Genomic DNA, 15,545 nt, shown 5'->3' with positions numbered 1-15,545 from the left:
ATATAAGCCTCCTATATATTTTTAACTGTTATTTCTGGTAACAAGTCGTTAATAAATTTAGCACTAGCTAGATCATCTGAAAAAGTCGTCGCACTGCCACAAGCAACGCCCCATTTAAAAGCTTCTAGCGCATCGCTGCTTTTAGAAAATTCTCCGATAAAACCAGCAATCATGGAATCACCAGCACCGACTGAATTTTTAACTTCATGTTTTAAAACATTAGAAAGGTAAGTGCCATCTTCTGTAATCAATAAAGCGCCATCGCCAGCCATAGAAATAATCACATTTTTGGCGCCATCAGTTAACAATTTCTTCCCATAAGTAATAATATCATCTAATGATTGCAAGTTTGTATGGTAGAGTTCAGCTAATTCATGGTTGTTTGGTTTTACTAACAATGGTTTTTCTGGCAGAGCAGCGAGTAAATCATCACCCGTTGTATCAATCACAAATTCGGCACCATTTTCTTTTATGATCTTCACTAATTCTTGGTAAAAACCTTCTCGTAGACTACCAGGCGTACTTCCTGATAAAACAACAATATCGCCAGTAGTAATAAGTTCAGAGAGGGTGAACTTCAAACGATTAATTTCATCGTCATTTAAATCAGGGCCTAATCCATTGATTTCTGTTTCTTCTTCAGCTTTTAATTTAACATTGATTCGCGTATCCTGTTCAACTTTAGTAAATTGACTGCGAATGCCTTCTTCAACCAACCATTTTTCAATAAAATCGCCAGTAAAACCACCTAAAAAGCCAAGGGCACAAGAAGATGAACCAATACGTTGTAAAATACGAGAAACATTGATTCCCTTTCCTCCAGGAAGCTTAAAGTCTTCTGTCATACGATTTACATTTCCAGTGTTTAACTGCTTGATGTGAACAATGTAATCGATTGAAGGATTTAGTGTTAAGGTGTATATCATTGCTTGACCTCCTTTAGCATTGTTTGTTCTTGGAAATCCTTTAGAAGTTTTGATGGACAACTATCAGTAATAATTTTAGCCGCTTTTAACGGAGCAACTTGAGCAAAAGCGATTTGCTGAAGTTTCGAATGGTCAATTAATACATAGTTTTGTTGACTCTGTTTTAACGCCCATTTTTTGACAGCTGCTTCTTCTGGATCTGGTGTAGTAAAACCAGCTTCTACTTCAGCACCGTTCATTCCTAAAAAAGCTTTACTGAAACGAAACTTACCTAATTGTTGAAGGGCGGTAGAACCTAAAGTGGCATTTGTTGATAGCTTAATCGTACCCCCTAAGATAATCGTTTCAATTTGCCGATCGATTAAAAGAGAAGCATGTTTTACTGAATTTGTAACGACTTTAATCGATAGATCCTGTGAAATAAACTGAATCATCTCAATTGTAGTTGTTCCTGCATCAAGATAGATAACATCTTCTTTATTTAGTAAATCAGCGCAAAATTTTGCGATCTGAACTTTTTGTTGATGAAACTTCTCTTCTTTTTCATCCATCGAGGCTTCAAAAGTGAGATGTGATGGTTTTTTTGCGCCCCCATGAACACGAGCAAGCATTCCTTGTTCTTCAAGATTTTGTAAATCACGACGAACAGTTGATTCTGATGCTTTGAGCGGTTTCATAAGTTCGCTTACTGTGATTACATTATTTTCAGTCAAAAGATCTAAAATAATTTGATGTCTCTTTTCTGTAAGCATTTCCAATCAATCCTTCCGAACACATTTTATCACGATTTATTTTCAATATCAATCAAAAACAAGCATAATCAGTCAATTATTTTGCTAAATAGCGATATAGTCAAAAAAAGTGTCAGTAAGCAATGATTTTAAGTCCTACTTACTGACACTTTTGCTAGATCATTTTATTTAATCAAAGTCTTTTGTCTCAATTCTTTTTTTACCAAGGCGGCATGCTGGCTGTCTGTTAAGATAATAAGCATATCTCCCATCTGTAAAATTGTATCGCCGTGCGGTATAATATCTTCTTGTTCACGTCTTATAGCCACTAGCAATGTGTCTTTTGGCCAAGAAAAGTCACGGACTGCATAACCATCTAACACACTTTCAGCAGTGACTGGGTACTCGATTGTTGTCTTCTCGCCTGTATTGGCAATTTTTTTATGGGAAACTAAGCGATCAAGCAGAGATTCATAGATTGGATGTCCTCCCAGCAAATCTACTACAATATAAGCGATCAAAGAAACAAAACCTAGTGGCATTAAGTGATTGATCGAGCCGACCATTTCTGTTACAAGAATAATTGCTGTAAGTGGTGCTTTTCCAATAGCTGTAAAATAACCAGCCATTGAAATAATAATAAAGTTTTTTAAATAATATTCTTCAACACCTAAATAGCTAATTGAAAATTCCCCAAAGAGTGCTCCTAAAATAGCACCTAATGACAAAATAGGTAAAAATATCCCTCCTGGAAGATTGGAACCATAAGAGATCATGGAAAAGATGTAACGTAATAAAAATAAGAACAAAAGTAGAAGAAGTGGAAAATGATTTTCTTCCAAACTTAAAATAATTTGATTACCCCCACCTAAAAGTTGTGGAAGATAAAAGCCAATTGGAATCACTAGTACTAAAGGGACAATCCCGTAAAAAGCAGCGGGAATAGGTAATTTGTTAAACCACTTTGGCAGATCGAGTAAATTTTTTTGATAGAGTCTGCCTAAAACACCTAAAATTATTCCTAGTATCATGAGTAAACCATAATATTTTAAAGGTAAATCCTGCATATGTCCCAAATACAAAACAGGCTGTAGCCCGAATATATAAAGAGAAATAAAATTAGCAATAATTGCTGAGACAAGAGAAGTTAACCAGATCAGTGGGGAAAAGGTATGATGAATCTCTTCGACAATAAATAATACCGCTGCGATAGGCGCATTAAAAGCGGCCGCTAAACCGGCGCTAGCGCCGCTAGAAATTAAAATCTTTTGCTCGTATTTAGGAGAGTGGTACATATTACTTAATCCTTGTCCCACAGAAGCGCCTAATTGGATCGAAGGACCTTCACGTCCCAGAAATAAACCAGTCCCTACTGAAAGGATACCACCGACAAATTTACGCCAAAGAACTGGAAACCAACGATAATGAACTTCTTCTTCTAACATGCCTTCAACTTGTGGAATTCCACTGCCGGTAATATGAGGTTGTCCCTTAATCAGATAACCTACAAATAATGCGATAACAACAGATATTACGCCCCAAAGAATAAGCCATAGAGGCTCATTCTGCGAAAACACATAGAAATTTTGGACATATTCGGTCATTTTTTCAACCGCTAGACGAAAGATACTTCCTAAAACTCCAGAAATAAGTCCGACGATCACACCCTTTAAAATAAATATCGATCTTGTTTGTTCAATTTTATTAAATTTATTTAACATTTTTTCACCTTCGTTATAAGTTTACCGCGCTTTTTCTTTAAGGACAAATATTTTTTTATAATAACTAAAACTTGAAAGTTCAAAAATACAGTTCATCCCTTGATAAATAAACGTTTTTTGATACAAAAATAGCATGAACGACTCAAAACTTGGTATAATAGAATTACCAAAAAACCACTAACCAAGGAGTGTTCATGCCATGTCAATTATAACACAAAAAACGTCAAATTCAGAAAAAATTTCCAACTCTGTGAGTGATTTTTTTCATCGATTCCATGTGGCTTCTGCGTTGAAAAAGGCAAACGCAGTCCATAAAAGGGGTTTTTCGGTTCCTGTTATTTTTTCGTTTTTATTGGCCTCGATCTTTACCAACGGTTCTACCTATCGGTTTTACCAAAAGCAGAAGGAACAGTTGCCTTTTTCGGATAAGACCTTTCGCAATGTCTTGAATGATCCGCACATTCATTGGCAAAAATTACTGATCTTAGTGGCTAAATCCGTCATTACTTTCCTACGTCCATTGACGGATGATGCCCGAAAGACCACGTTTATCGTGGATGACTCCATGTATACCCGCTCGAATGCGAAAAAAGTGGCGTGTGCCGCTTTACAATACGACCATGCCAAGAAAAAATATTTAAAAGGATTTCGTTATTTACAATTAGGCTGGAGTGATGGCAATAGCTTTGTCCCTGTTGCTTTTTCGTTGCTCTCCGGGAAAAGAAAGCTCCAATCTGATCTTGATATCGGGGATCAACGCACGAATAGGGGGAAACGTAAAGCTCAAGCGCTTCGTAAAGGCACGGAAGTGACACTGGAACTGCTTCGATCGGCTTTGAACCAAGGGATCTCTGCAGATTATGTTTTATTTGACACCTGGTTTTCCAGTCCCAAAATGTTCCAACAGGTCCGTGACCTGAAATGCCACTGCGTAGCGATGGTTAAACGTAGTCAAAAGATCTACTATCGTTATCAAGGCCAAAAGATGGATGTCAAAGAAATCTTCAAACGAAATAAAAAGCGCCGCGGTCGTTCTCGCTATCTTTTGAGTGTCCAAGTAGAAGCTGTCGTAGAAGGGGAAGTTTTTCCTATTAAGTTGGTATATATTCGCAATCGCAATAAACGAAACGACTATTTGGTCTTAGCTTCGACCGATATCGATCTAACCGAAGACGAAATCATCCAGCTCTATGCTAGACGCTGGTCGGTGGAAGTCTACTTCAAGATGTGCAAACAATACTTAAAATTAGCCAAGTACCAAGGGATTTCTTATGACGGGATCTTTGCGCATACGACACTGGTAGCTATCGGTTATATGATCCTAGCGGTGCAAGAACGTGAAAGTAAAGACGACCGAACGCTTGGCGAGTTATTTTATCTTCTCATTGATGAGCTTTCCGAGCTTTCTGTATCGGAAGCCATTTTGCAATTACTCGTTTTATTCCAAGAAGCTTTTGCGGATGAATATGTTTTGGATGAAGCCGTATTAAATAACATTATCGAACAGTTCCTTGAAAAACTACCTTTCTCCATGCAAAAACAGCTCAAGCAAGCAGGTTGAAGTTAATTTTGTGCATAAGATGCTTGGTATACCAAGGGATACGTATCGAAAAATAGGTTTCAAGTTTTAGTATAATAACTAAAAAACAAATGGTATCATTTGTTTTTAAACGTTGTCAAAAAGCAGGGAGTGAGCACTGTTCGGTTTATTGAAAGAAAAGAACATGCTATAATTGAATGGATTGAAAAAGAAAGGATGTTTATCGGTGCCATCCCAAAAAGAATTATTAAAAAACATGAATCAAAAACAAGAAGAAGCAATCACAACAACTGAAGGTCCATTACTTTTAATGGCAGGTGCGGGTAGTGGGAAAACACGTGTACTAACACATCGTATCGCTTATTTAATTGAAGAAAAAAGTGTAAATCCTTGGAATGTTTTGGCGATTACTTTTACAAATAAAGCTGCCAAGGAAATGAAAGAACGGGTGAAAGCTTTACTAGATGTTCAAGCAGAAGGTGTTTGGGTCTCGACCTTTCATTCAATGTGTGTCCGTATTTTAAGAAGAGATGTAGATCTTATCGGCTATTCACAAAACTTTACAATAGTGGATCCTGCCGAACAACGCACATTAATGAAAAATGTGTTAAAAACACTCGACATCGATCCTAAAAAATATGATCCGCGAGGGATTTTAGGAAACATCTCCAACGCCAAAAATGCTTTACTTACACCTGAAGAGTATCAACAAACGCAAGGGAGCTATTTTGAAGAGATTGTAGGACGTTGTTATGAAGTATATCAAAAAGAACTACGCAAAAATCAAAGCATGGACTTTGACGATTTAATCATGAATACTATTACATTACTTAAAAATAATGAAGAAGTTTTACAGTATTATCAAAATAAATTTCAATATATCCATGTAGATGAATATCAAGATACCAACCATGCGCAATACATTTTAGTTAACCTTTTAGCTAAACGATTAAAAAATTTATGTGTGGTAGGAGATGCTGATCAAAGTATTTATGGTTGGCGTGGCGCAGATATGCAAAATATTTTGGACTTTGAAAAAGATTATCCTGAAGCACAAACGATTTACTTAGAACAGAATTATCGTTCGACTAAAAATATTTTACAAGCTGCTAATCAAGTCATCACAAACAATCAAAACCGTAAAGATAAAAAATTATGGACAGATAATACAGCTGGACAAACAATCTCTTACTATCGGGGAGATTCTGAGCGAGATGAAGCGCAATTTGTAGTTAAAAATATCCAGCAAACCATTGACACTGAAGGAAAAGAATATGGAGACTTTGCTGTATTATATCGTACAAATGCACAATCTCGTGTCATTGAAGAAATGTTATTAAAGGCTAATATTCCTTACACCATGGTGGGAGGACATAAATTTTACGATCGGAAAGAAATCAAAGATGTCCTAGCTTATTTAAACGCGATTGCTAATCCTGAGGACTCATTGAGTTTAGCGCGTATTATTAATGTACCCAAACGTGGTATTGGTCCGGGAACGTTGGAGAAATTAAATGATTTTGCCGACTTTAACGGCATGCCGCTTTTAGAAGCGACAGAAAATATTGAATTGTCGAATATAAGTGGTAAGGTAATGAAAAAATTAAAAGCGTTCGGCGATATGATGGTTAATTTTCACCAAATGATTCCCTATTTGTCCATGACAGAATTAACTGAAGTGGTATTGCAAAAAAGCGGTTATTACGATGAATTGAAATCGCAAAATACACTTGAAGCTCAAGCACGTCTGGAAAACTTAGATGAATTTCTTACTGTTACACAAGAATTTGATAAGCAGTATGAAAATCAAGCAGAAGAAGACAGAGAATCCCCAGAAAATAAGTTGACTGTTTTTCTTAATGACTTATCCTTATTATCCGATGTGGATCAATATGAAGAAGAAAGCTCAGAAGTCACTTTAATGACGCTGCATGCGGCAAAAGGATTAGAATTTCCGGTGGTTTTTCTCATCGGCATGGAGGAAAATATCTTCCCACTGGCGCGCGCAGCGATGGAAGAAAGTGAATTAGAAGAAGAACGTCGCTTAGCTTATGTTGGCATTACACGTGCAGAGGAAAAACTATACTTAACGAATGCTCTTTCTAGAATGTTATATGGAAAACCGCAATACAATCGTCCTTCACGCTTTATAGAAGAAATTGATCCAGAATTATTGTCTTCTGATCAACCAGTGATTTACAAAAATCAACTTATTTCTGCAAGAGAGCCTCAAGGGCACCAAAGCTTTGCTGTTAAAAGGAATGCTGGAAGTAAAGCGGCTCCCATTCAAAATCCAGCAGCTGCAGAAAACACAGATTGGCAAATTGGGGATAAAGCTAAACACAAAAAATGGGGCACAGGTACGGTTGTAAAAGTTAGCGGGAATCAAAAAGACGTAGAACTTGATATTGCTTTTCCTGATATGGGAATTAAGCGATTATTGGCAACTTTTGCGCCGATTGAAAAGGTAGAGTAGAGGAGGTCAGCTAAAGTGGTTGAAGACTCAGTTATAAAAAGAGCAAGAGAGTTAAGAGAACAATTGAATCAGTACTCATATGAATATTATGTAAAAGACAGGCCCAGTGTTGAAGACTTTGTCTATGATTCTTTATATCAAGAGCTTGTTGACATTGAAAATAAGCATCCTGAATTAATAACTGAAGACTCGCCTACGCAACGTGTAGGCGGCAGGGTGTTAGAAGGTTTTGAAAAAGTCGTTCATGATGTTCCTTTGTATAGTTTAAATGATGTTTTCAACAAAGAAGATATCACCGCTTTTGATCAACGTGTACAAAAAACTTTAGGCCACCAAGTATCTTATACCTGTGAGTTAAAAATCGATGGTTTGTCTGTTTCTTTACGCTATGAAGATGGAAAATTAGTGCAAGGAGCAACCCGCGGCGATGGGACAGTCGGTGAAGACATTACAGAAAACCTTAAGACAGTGCGCTCTATTCCATTAAAATTAAAAAATTCAGTTACTTTGGAAGCCCGGGGTGAATGTTACATGCCCAAAAAGTCTTTTATGCGTTTGAATGAAAATTGCGAAGAAGAGGGACAAGATGTATTTGCGAATCCAAGAAACGCTGCGGCTGGAAGTTTACGGCAATTAGATACTAAAGTAACCGCTAAACGAAGTCTAAGTACATTCTTATATTCTGTAGCAGATACCGATTCTCTTTCCTCTTCTTCCCAATACGATGCCTTACAAGAATTAGAAGATTTAGGTTTTCAAACTAATCAAGAACGCAAGCTTTGTCGCTCCATTGATGAAGTTTGGGATTATATTGAAGATTTCCAAGAAAAACGCGGCGATTTACCCTATGAAATCGACGGCGTGGTGATTAAAGTGAACGACTTTGAGCAACAAGAGAAACTGGGGTATACCGTCAAAGCTCCACGCTGGGCAATTGCTTATAAATTCCCGCCTGAAGAGGCTCAGACAGTTATCAGAGACATTCAGTGGCCAGTGGGTCGTACAGGCGTTTTAACCCCAACGGCGATCATGGATCCAGTGAAAGTAGCAGGAACGACTGTAAGTCGGGCAAGTCTGCATAATGATGATTATATTCAAGAAAAAGATATTCGAATAAATGATAAAGTCGTCATTTATAAAGCTGGCGATATTATTCCTGAAGTCGCTCACGTAATTTTTGAAGAACGGGACAAAGACAGTGAGGCTTATCAAGCCCCGGAAACTTGTCCAGTTTGTGGCAGTAAAGTGGTCCATTTGGATGAAGAAGTTGCATTACGCTGTATTAATCCAAAATGTCCAGCACAAATCAAAGAAGGGCTCAATCACTTTGTTTCAAGAAATGCGATGAATATCGAAGGCTTAGGTCCACGGATATTAGATCAGATGTATGAAAATGGCTTGATTAAAGATGTTGCTGACCTATATTATCTGGAAAAAGAAGATTTACTAGGACTTGAAAAAATTAAAGATAAATCAGCGAACAATATTTTAAACGCCATTGCAGAAAGTAAAGGTCGTTCAGCTGACCGTTTGATTTTTGGCTTAGGTGTATGGCATGTTGGTGCTAAGGCAGCTAAAATATTACTTGAACATTTTAAAACTGTTCGCGCCTTGCAAAAAGCCTCAAAAGAAGAAATCAATTCTCTTTATACCTTGGGAGAAACAATCGCTGATAGCGTGGTGACCTATTTTTCTAAAAAAGAAATGGATGAACTACTAACTAAATTAGAAAAAGCGGGGGTCAATTTTGAATACTTAGGTAAGACTTCAAGCGAATTGGCAGAAGTAACGTCTGTTTTTAAAGATAAAACAGTTGTATTAACTGGGAAATTAAATCAGTATACTCGCTCAGAAGCTAAAAAACAGATTGAAAATCTGGGAGGCAAAGTCACTGAGAGTGTTTCTAAAAATACAGATATTGTTGTAGCTGGCGAGGATGCAGGGAGTAAATTAACCAAAGCGCAAGATTTAAATGTTACCGTTTGGCAGGAAGATCAGATGGTTGAAGCATTAGAAAATAGTTCGACCTAAAAAAATAATAATGTAAACTTTATTGATAATTATTCAATGATTTTCAATAAAGTGATATAATACAGTGAAAATAATTTGTAAAAATATAATGAAGATACAATTGAGGGGGATATTATGGCGATTCGTGAAGAACAAGCAAAACATGTAGCCACATTAGCAAAACTATCTTTTTCAGAAGATGAATTACATCAGTTTACTGAGCAATTAGGAGAAATTATTGATCTAGTTGAAACGTTAGAAGAAGTAGATACAACTGATGTCGCACTTACTTCTAATGTCAATGATGAAATTAATGTAATAAGAGAAGACCAACCATTGAATGGAACTGATCGTAACACTTTAATGAAGAATGCACCAGAATCCGAAAATGGTTTTATAAAAGTACCTGCGATTCTTGATGAAAGGGAGAGTGAAGCATAATGTCGAAAATTCACGGTAAAACATTAGAAGAATTACATGCTTTACTCGTTTCAAGGGAAATAACAGTAGTGGAATTGATTGAAGAAACTTTTGATCGTATTAAAGAAGTAGAAACAGATATTGATTCTTTTATCACTTTAAATGAAAAAAAAGCTTTAGAAATGGCAAAAGCAATTGATGAAAAAGGCGTTAGTGAAGAAAATATTTTAGCAGGGCTTCCGATTGGAATCAAAGATAATATCGTAACGAAAGATCTTTTGACAACTGCCGCTTCTAAGATCTTATACAATTTTGAACCAATATATGACGCGACTGTCATGGATAAAGTTTATCAATCCGATATGATTCCTGTAGGAAAATTAAATATGGACGAATTTGCTATGGGGGGTAGTACGGAAAATTCTTACTTTAAAAAAACAAAAAATGCATGGGATCAAACAAAAGTTCCAGGCGGTTCTTCAGGTGGTTCTGCTGCAGCAGTAGCTAGCGGTCAAATCCCGCTTTCTTTAGGGACTGATACGGGAGGTTCAATTCGCCAACCAGCAGCATTTAACGGTATTGTCGGTATGAAGCCAACTTATGGACGCGTTTCTCGTTTTGGTCTGATTGCTTTTGGTTCTTCTTTGGACCAAATTGGACCTTTGACACGTACGGTTAGAGATAACGCTTTGGCTTTAAACGCAATCAGCGGTTTTGATGAAAAAGATGGGACTTCTTCTGGGAAAAGCGTACCTGATTTTACAGCCGGACTAGATAGCGGGGTCAAAGGGATGAAAATCGCTTTGCCTAAAGAATACTTAGATGAAGGTGTAGATTCTGATATTAAGGAAGCTGTTTTAAAAGCAGCGGACACTTTCCGTAAACTGGGTGCGACAGTAGAAGAAGTCAGTCTACCTCATTCTAAATATGGTGTAGCTGCCTATTATATTATCGCTTCTTCTGAAGCTAGTTCTAATTTACAGCGTTATGATGGTATCCGTTATGGTTATCGCAGTGAAAATGCAGCAACTTTAGAGGACGTATATGTCAACTCTCGTAGTGAAGGTTTTGGCGATGAAGTGAAGCGTCGTATCATGTTAGGGACCTTTTCTTTGAGTGCTGGTTATTATGACGCTTTCTTTAAAAAGGCGGCACAAGTTCGTACGCTGATTAGAGAAGATTTTAAAAAAGTATTTGCTGACTATGATTTGATTCTGGGCCCAACTACACCAACAGTTGCTTTTGGCTTAGGCGAAAAGATCGATGATCCAGTGACGATGTATAGCAACGATGTTTTGACCATTCCTGTGAACCTTGCTGGTTTGCCAGGTATGTCACTTCCTTGCGGCTTTTCTAATGACTTGCCAATTGGACTACAATTAATTGGAAATCATTTCGATGAAAAAACAATCTACAAAGCAGCGTATTCTTTTGAACAAACAACGGATTTCCATAATAAAAAACCTGAAATATTTGAAAGGAGTAAGTAAATGAACTTCGAAACTGTGATCGGACTTGAAGTCCACGTTGAATTAAAAACCAATACGAAGATTTTTTCTCCTGCTCCTGCTCATTTTGGAGCAGAACCCAATAGCAATACTAATGTTATCGACTGGGGGTATCCAGGTGTTTTGCCAGTAATGAATAAATCTGCTTTAGAATATGGCATGAAAGCTGCTTTAGCTTTGAACTGTGATATCTCACAAGAGACCCATTTTGATCGGAAAAATTATTTCTATCCAGATAATCCAAAAGCCTATCAAATTTCTCAACTTGATGATCCTATTGGTCATGATGGTTGGATTGAAATTGATGTTGAAGGACAAAAGAAAAAGATTCGTATTGAACGTGTCCATTTAGAAGAAGATGCGGGAAAAAATATGCATGGTATCGGTGGATATTCCTATGTTGATTTAAACCGCCAAGGTACACCACTTATCGAAATCGTTTCTGAAGCGGATATGCGTTCTCCTGAAGAGGCTTATGCTTATCTGGACGCTTTACGCTCAATTATCCAATTTACCGGTGTTTCTGATGTAAAAATGGAAGAAGGATCGCTACGTTGTGATGCTAATATTTCATTACGTCCTTTGGGTCAAGAAGAGTTTGGGATTAAGACTGAATTGAAAAATTTAAATTCCCTAAACTTCGTGAGAAAAGGTTTAGCTTTTGAAGAAAAACGTCAAACCAAACTTTTACTATCTGGCGGTTCCTTACAGCAAGAAACACGCCGTTTTGATGAAGCAACAGGTGAAACAGTGTTAATGCGGGTAAAAGAAGGTTCGTCTGATTATCGTTACTTCCCTGAACCAGACATTCCGAATTTTGAAATTGATAATGCTTGGGTAGATAAGATCAGAGATTCACTACCAGAAATGCCTAAAGATCGTCGCCAACGCTATATCAATGAATTGGGTATACCAGAATATGACGCCAAAGTGCTTACGTTATCAAAAGAAATGTCGGATTTCTTTGAAGAAACCATTCAACAAGGCGCGGATGCTAAGCAAGCTTCAAACTGGCTGATGGGAGATGTTTCAGCTTATCTTAATAGCGAAAAGCTAGATTTAGCCGATACACAATTGACCCCCAATAATTTAGCTAGCATGATCCAGTTGATCAGTGATGGTACGATAAGTTCTAAAATCGCTAAGAAAGTTTTCCAAGAGCTAATTGAAAAAGGCGGCGAACCTAAAGATATCGTAGAAGCCAATGGATGGATACAATTATCAGATCCAGCACAGTTACTGCCTATGATCAATGAAGTTTTAGATAATAATCAACAATCGATTGATGACTTTAAAAATGGAAAAGACAAAGCGATCGGCTTTTTGGTAGGTCAAATTATGAAGTCCACTAAAGGTAAAGCCAATCCAGGTGTAGTCAATAAACTGTTAAAAGAAGAACTAGAGAAACGATAAGAGGTAATCATGGAAAGAGCGCGGGTAATTTATAATCCAACTTCAGGAAAAGAGTCTATGAAAAGAAACTTGGCTGATATTTTAGCTGTTTTGGAAAAAGCAGGCTATGAGGCAAGTGCATTTGCTACGACTTCGATTCCATATTCTGCAACAAATGAAGCCAGAAGAGCAGGGCAAGCTGGCTTTGATCTCATTGTTGCAGCGGGTGGTGATGGCACAATCAACGAAGTAGTCAATGGAATAGCTCCTTTAGAAAAACGTCCAAAAATGGCGATTATTCCTGGAGGTACAACAAATGACTATGCTAGAGCCTTGAAAATTCCAAGAGATAATATAAAAGCGGCTGCTGAAGTTATTTTAAAAAATCAGACAGTAAAAATGGATGTCGGTAAGACACCTAACAACTATTTTATTAATATTGCAGCGGGTGGCCATTTAACAGAATTAACCTATGAAGTTCCTTCAGAGTTAAAAAGAGTGTTTGGTTATCTAGCTTATTTAGCAAAAGGCGCGGAGTTACTGCCGCAAATTAGGCCCATCAAAATGCACTTGAAATTTGATGAAGGAGAATATGATGGCAAAGCTTCTATGTTTTTCTTAGGGTTAACAAATTCTGTCGGTGGATTTGAACAAATTGTTCCTGACGCAAAACTTGATGATGGTAAATTTTCTTTAATCATTGTAAAGACCGCGAATATCTTTGAAGTTTTACATTTAGTAGCGATTATGCTTAGAAATGGAAAACACGTGGAAGATCCCCGAGTGATTTATACGAAGACGACTAAATTAGAAGTTTCCGTACCGCAATCACAAAAACGATTAATGATCAATTTAGATGGAGAATACGGTGGCGATGCACCTATGACTTTTGAAAATCTGCACCAGCACATTGAAATGTTTGCCGATGTAGATGAGATACCAGATAGTGCCGTATCGACTGAAGAAGAGCTGGAAGAAATCAGTGAAGGATTCATCAAAGAAGTCGAACGTTTAAATGATGAAGAAATCGATGATGAAAACAAAGAAAATGATGAAAATAGCTAACTTTAAGCTATTAACGAATATTTGTATTGAAAAAAGGGAGCACATGAAGTGTTTCCTTTTTCTTCATTTATGGATAAATAGGTGCTATAATTTATTTCTGAGCGTTCTAAATGGTTTGAGAAGGAGAAAACATTTATGGAAGAAATGCCTGTTAAAAAAAATCAGGAGTTAGAAGTAACGGTCGTTGATTTATCTCATTTAGGCATGGGCGTTGCAAAGGTCGATGCCTATCCAATTTTTGTCGAAAATGCTTTACCACAAGAAAAAATACTAGTTAGAATTGTTAAAGTAGGTAAAAAGTTTGGTTTTGGAAAGATGCTTTCTATTATCCAGAAAAGCCCTTACCGTCAAGAAGTAGAAAATGAAGATCTATTACGAACAGGTATTGCACCGCTTAGTCATTTAAAGTATGAACAACAGTTGGCATTTAAACAAGCACAAGTTAAAAATGTTTTAAAAAAGACAGCTAGAATGCCTGAGATCCAAGTTGAAAAAACGATAGGCATGCGGCAACCCTTTGGTTATAGAAATAAAGCACAAATTCCCATTCGTAAAATTGATGGTATTTTACAAACAGGCTTTTATCGTAAGAATAGTCATGAATTAGTACCTATCGATCATTTTTTTATTCAAGATCCAGCAATTGATGCAGCGATTATAGTTATTCGAGAAATTTTACAACAATTTGAAGTAAAAGCCTATAACGAAAAAAATAATAGCGGATTTTTACGACATATTGTTATTCGTCGTGGCTATCAAACACATGAAATGATGGTTGTTTTAGTCACTCGTAAAGAACATTTTGTCCAAGGAGAAAAAATTGCGCAGGCTATTCAAGAAAAACTGCCAGAAGTTGTTTCTATTATGCAAAATGTGAATCCAAAACAAACCAATGTAATTATGGGCACCCAAGAAAAAGTTTTACTAGGACGCAATGATATCTATGATCGTTTATTAGGAAAAACTTTTCGCATTTCAGCTAAATCATTTTATCAAGTAAATACCCCTCAAGCTGAAGTTTTATATCAAAAAGCCTTTGAATTAGCTGATTTAAAAAAATCAGATGTTGTCATTGACGCTTATTCAGGAATCGGAACCATTGGATTGTCACTAGCCAATCAAGTCAAACATGTTTATGGCATGGAAACAATTACACAGGCAGTAATAGACGCCCAAGAAAATGCGAAATTAAATAATATCGACAACGCCGATTATGTTACTGGTAAAGCTGAAGACGTCATGCCAAAATGGCAAAAAGAAGGCATTCAGCCGGAAGTGATTTTTGTCGATCCGCCGCGTAAAGGATTAGATCAATCTTTTATTGAAACTGCCTGTCAGATGAAACCAGAAAAATTTATCTATATTTCATGTAATCCGGCAACGATGGCAAGAGATCTAAAAGTATTTGCAGAACAAGAGTACTTTACAGATAGTATCCAACCCGTTGACTTATTTCCGCAAACGCATCATGTGGAAACAGTGATGATGTTAAAACAGAAATAATTAAAGTAAGAAGAAATGTTTACTTTAGTTTTTAAGTAAACATTTCTTCTTTATAACATAATACTGATATTTAACAAACAATTGCTTAACTTAATCTTTAGTTTCAGCAGTAATATTTAGTTTAAAAATTCGTCTATTCAAATATACGAATGTAGGCATTTTCTCTTTTTAAAAGGCTAACCATATGATATTTACAACAAATGAATTGTAAGGAAAAGTATTTAAAGCAACGACCTTCATGTTTTAATATCAA

General features: G+C 36.7%; 11 protein-coding genes. 8 read left to right on the top strand and 3 right to left on the bottom strand.

Features of this window, described 5'->3' with window-relative positions:
- Positions 1-11: 11 nt before the first annotated feature.
- The 3 genes from pfkB to AC806_RS05510 form a co-directional block, all read right to left on the bottom strand.
- Complete coding sequence (gene pfkB, locus AC806_RS05520; protein ID WP_014124849.1) at positions 12-926, bottom strand: 1-phosphofructokinase; 915 nt, start codon at positions 924-926, stop codon at positions 12-14.
- A complete protein-coding gene (locus AC806_RS05515) occupies positions 923-1,678 on the bottom strand; it encodes a DeoR/GlpR family DNA-binding transcription regulator (protein WP_069028957.1) in 756 nt (251 codons plus the stop codon). Before AC806_RS05515 ends, pfkB begins: the two co-directional genes overlap by 4 nt.
- 164 nt (positions 1,679-1,842) lie before the next feature.
- On the bottom strand, positions 1,843-3,378 hold the full coding sequence (locus AC806_RS05510) for a ClC family H(+)/Cl(-) exchange transporter (protein WP_069028956.1): 1,536 nt from the start codon (positions 3,376-3,378) through the stop codon (positions 1,843-1,845).
- Between the two features lie 199 nt (positions 3,379-3,577).
- Between AC806_RS05510 and AC806_RS05505 the strand changes: the two genes are divergently transcribed.
- The 8 genes from AC806_RS05505 to rlmD all read left to right on the top strand — a co-directional run bounded on the left by AC806_RS05505 (position 3,578) and on the right by rlmD (position 15,292).
- A complete protein-coding gene (locus tag AC806_RS05505) occupies positions 3,578-4,939 on the top strand; it encodes an IS4 family transposase (protein WP_069028955.1) in 1,362 nt (453 codons plus the stop codon).
- A 205-nt stretch (positions 4,940-5,144) separates the two neighbouring features.
- Positions 5,145-7,394 (top strand): DNA helicase PcrA, encoded by a 2,250-nt coding sequence (gene pcrA, locus AC806_RS05500; RefSeq protein WP_069028954.1) that lies wholly within the window; start codon positions 5,145-5,147, stop codon positions 7,392-7,394.
- A 15-nt stretch (positions 7,395-7,409) separates the two neighbouring features.
- Positions 7,410-9,425, top strand: a complete 2,016-nt coding sequence (gene ligA / locus AC806_RS05495; RefSeq protein WP_061840264.1) for an NAD-dependent DNA ligase LigA — start codon at positions 7,410-7,412, stop codon at positions 9,423-9,425.
- Between the two features lie 114 nt (positions 9,426-9,539).
- Positions 9,540-9,845: an Asp-tRNA(Asn)/Glu-tRNA(Gln) amidotransferase subunit GatC gene (gene gatC / locus AC806_RS05490; protein WP_061840263.1), complete on the top strand. Its 306-nt coding sequence runs from the start codon at positions 9,540-9,542 to the stop codon at positions 9,843-9,845.
- Positions 9,845-11,314 (top strand): Asp-tRNA(Asn)/Glu-tRNA(Gln) amidotransferase subunit GatA, encoded by a 1,470-nt coding sequence (gatA, locus tag AC806_RS05485; protein ID WP_069028953.1) that lies wholly within the window; start codon positions 9,845-9,847, stop codon positions 11,312-11,314. The genes gatC and gatA overlap by 1 nt, the downstream gene beginning before the upstream one ends.
- Positions 11,315-12,745, top strand: a complete 1,431-nt coding sequence (gene gatB, locus AC806_RS05480) for an Asp-tRNA(Asn)/Glu-tRNA(Gln) amidotransferase subunit GatB (RefSeq protein WP_014124842.1) — start codon at positions 11,315-11,317, stop codon at positions 12,743-12,745.
- Between the two features lie 9 nt (positions 12,746-12,754).
- Positions 12,755-13,789, top strand: coding sequence for a diacylglycerol kinase (locus AC806_RS05475; protein WP_069028952.1), 1,035 nt, complete (start codon positions 12,755-12,757; stop codon positions 13,787-13,789).
- Positions 13,790-13,924: 135 nt separating this feature from the next.
- Positions 13,925-15,292 carry a 23S rRNA (uracil(1939)-C(5))-methyltransferase RlmD gene (gene rlmD, locus AC806_RS05470; RefSeq protein WP_069028951.1) on the top strand — a complete coding sequence of 456 codons (1,368 nt, stop codon included), beginning with the start codon at positions 13,925-13,927 and terminating at the stop codon, positions 15,290-15,292.
- Positions 15,293-15,545 lie beyond the last annotated feature (253 nt).

Source organism: Tetragenococcus halophilus, from assembly GCF_001712815.1.
In the GTDB taxonomy this organism is placed as follows: Bacteria; Bacillota; Bacilli; order Lactobacillales; family Enterococcaceae; genus Tetragenococcus; species Tetragenococcus halophilus.
This window is presented reverse-complemented; position numbering and strand designations above follow the sequence as displayed.

Coding starts and splice junctions, on each gene's coding strand:
- pfkB (WP_014124849.1), bottom strand. CDS start 926: ATGATATACACCTTAACACTAAATCCTTCAATCGATTACATTGTTCAC.
- AC806_RS05515 (WP_069028957.1), bottom strand. CDS start 1,678: ATGCTTACAGAAAAGAGACATCAAATTATTTTAGATCTTTTGACTGAA.
- AC806_RS05510 (WP_069028956.1), bottom strand. CDS start 3,378: ATGTTAAATAAATTTAATAAAATTGAACAAACAAGATCGATATTTATT.
- AC806_RS05505 (WP_069028955.1), top strand. CDS start 3,578: ATGTCAATTATAACACAAAAAACGTCAAATTCAGAAAAAATTTCCAAC.
- gatC (WP_061840263.1), top strand. CDS start 9,540: ATGGCGATTCGTGAAGAACAAGCAAAACATGTAGCCACATTAGCAAAA.
- gatA (WP_069028953.1), top strand. CDS start 9,845: ATGTCGAAAATTCACGGTAAAACATTAGAAGAATTACATGCTTTACTC.
- gatB (WP_014124842.1), top strand. CDS start 11,315: ATGAACTTCGAAACTGTGATCGGACTTGAAGTCCACGTTGAATTAAAA.
- AC806_RS05475 (WP_069028952.1), top strand. CDS start 12,755: ATGGAAAGAGCGCGGGTAATTTATAATCCAACTTCAGGAAAAGAGTCT.
- rlmD (WP_069028951.1), top strand. CDS start 13,925: ATGGAAGAAATGCCTGTTAAAAAAAATCAGGAGTTAGAAGTAACGGTC.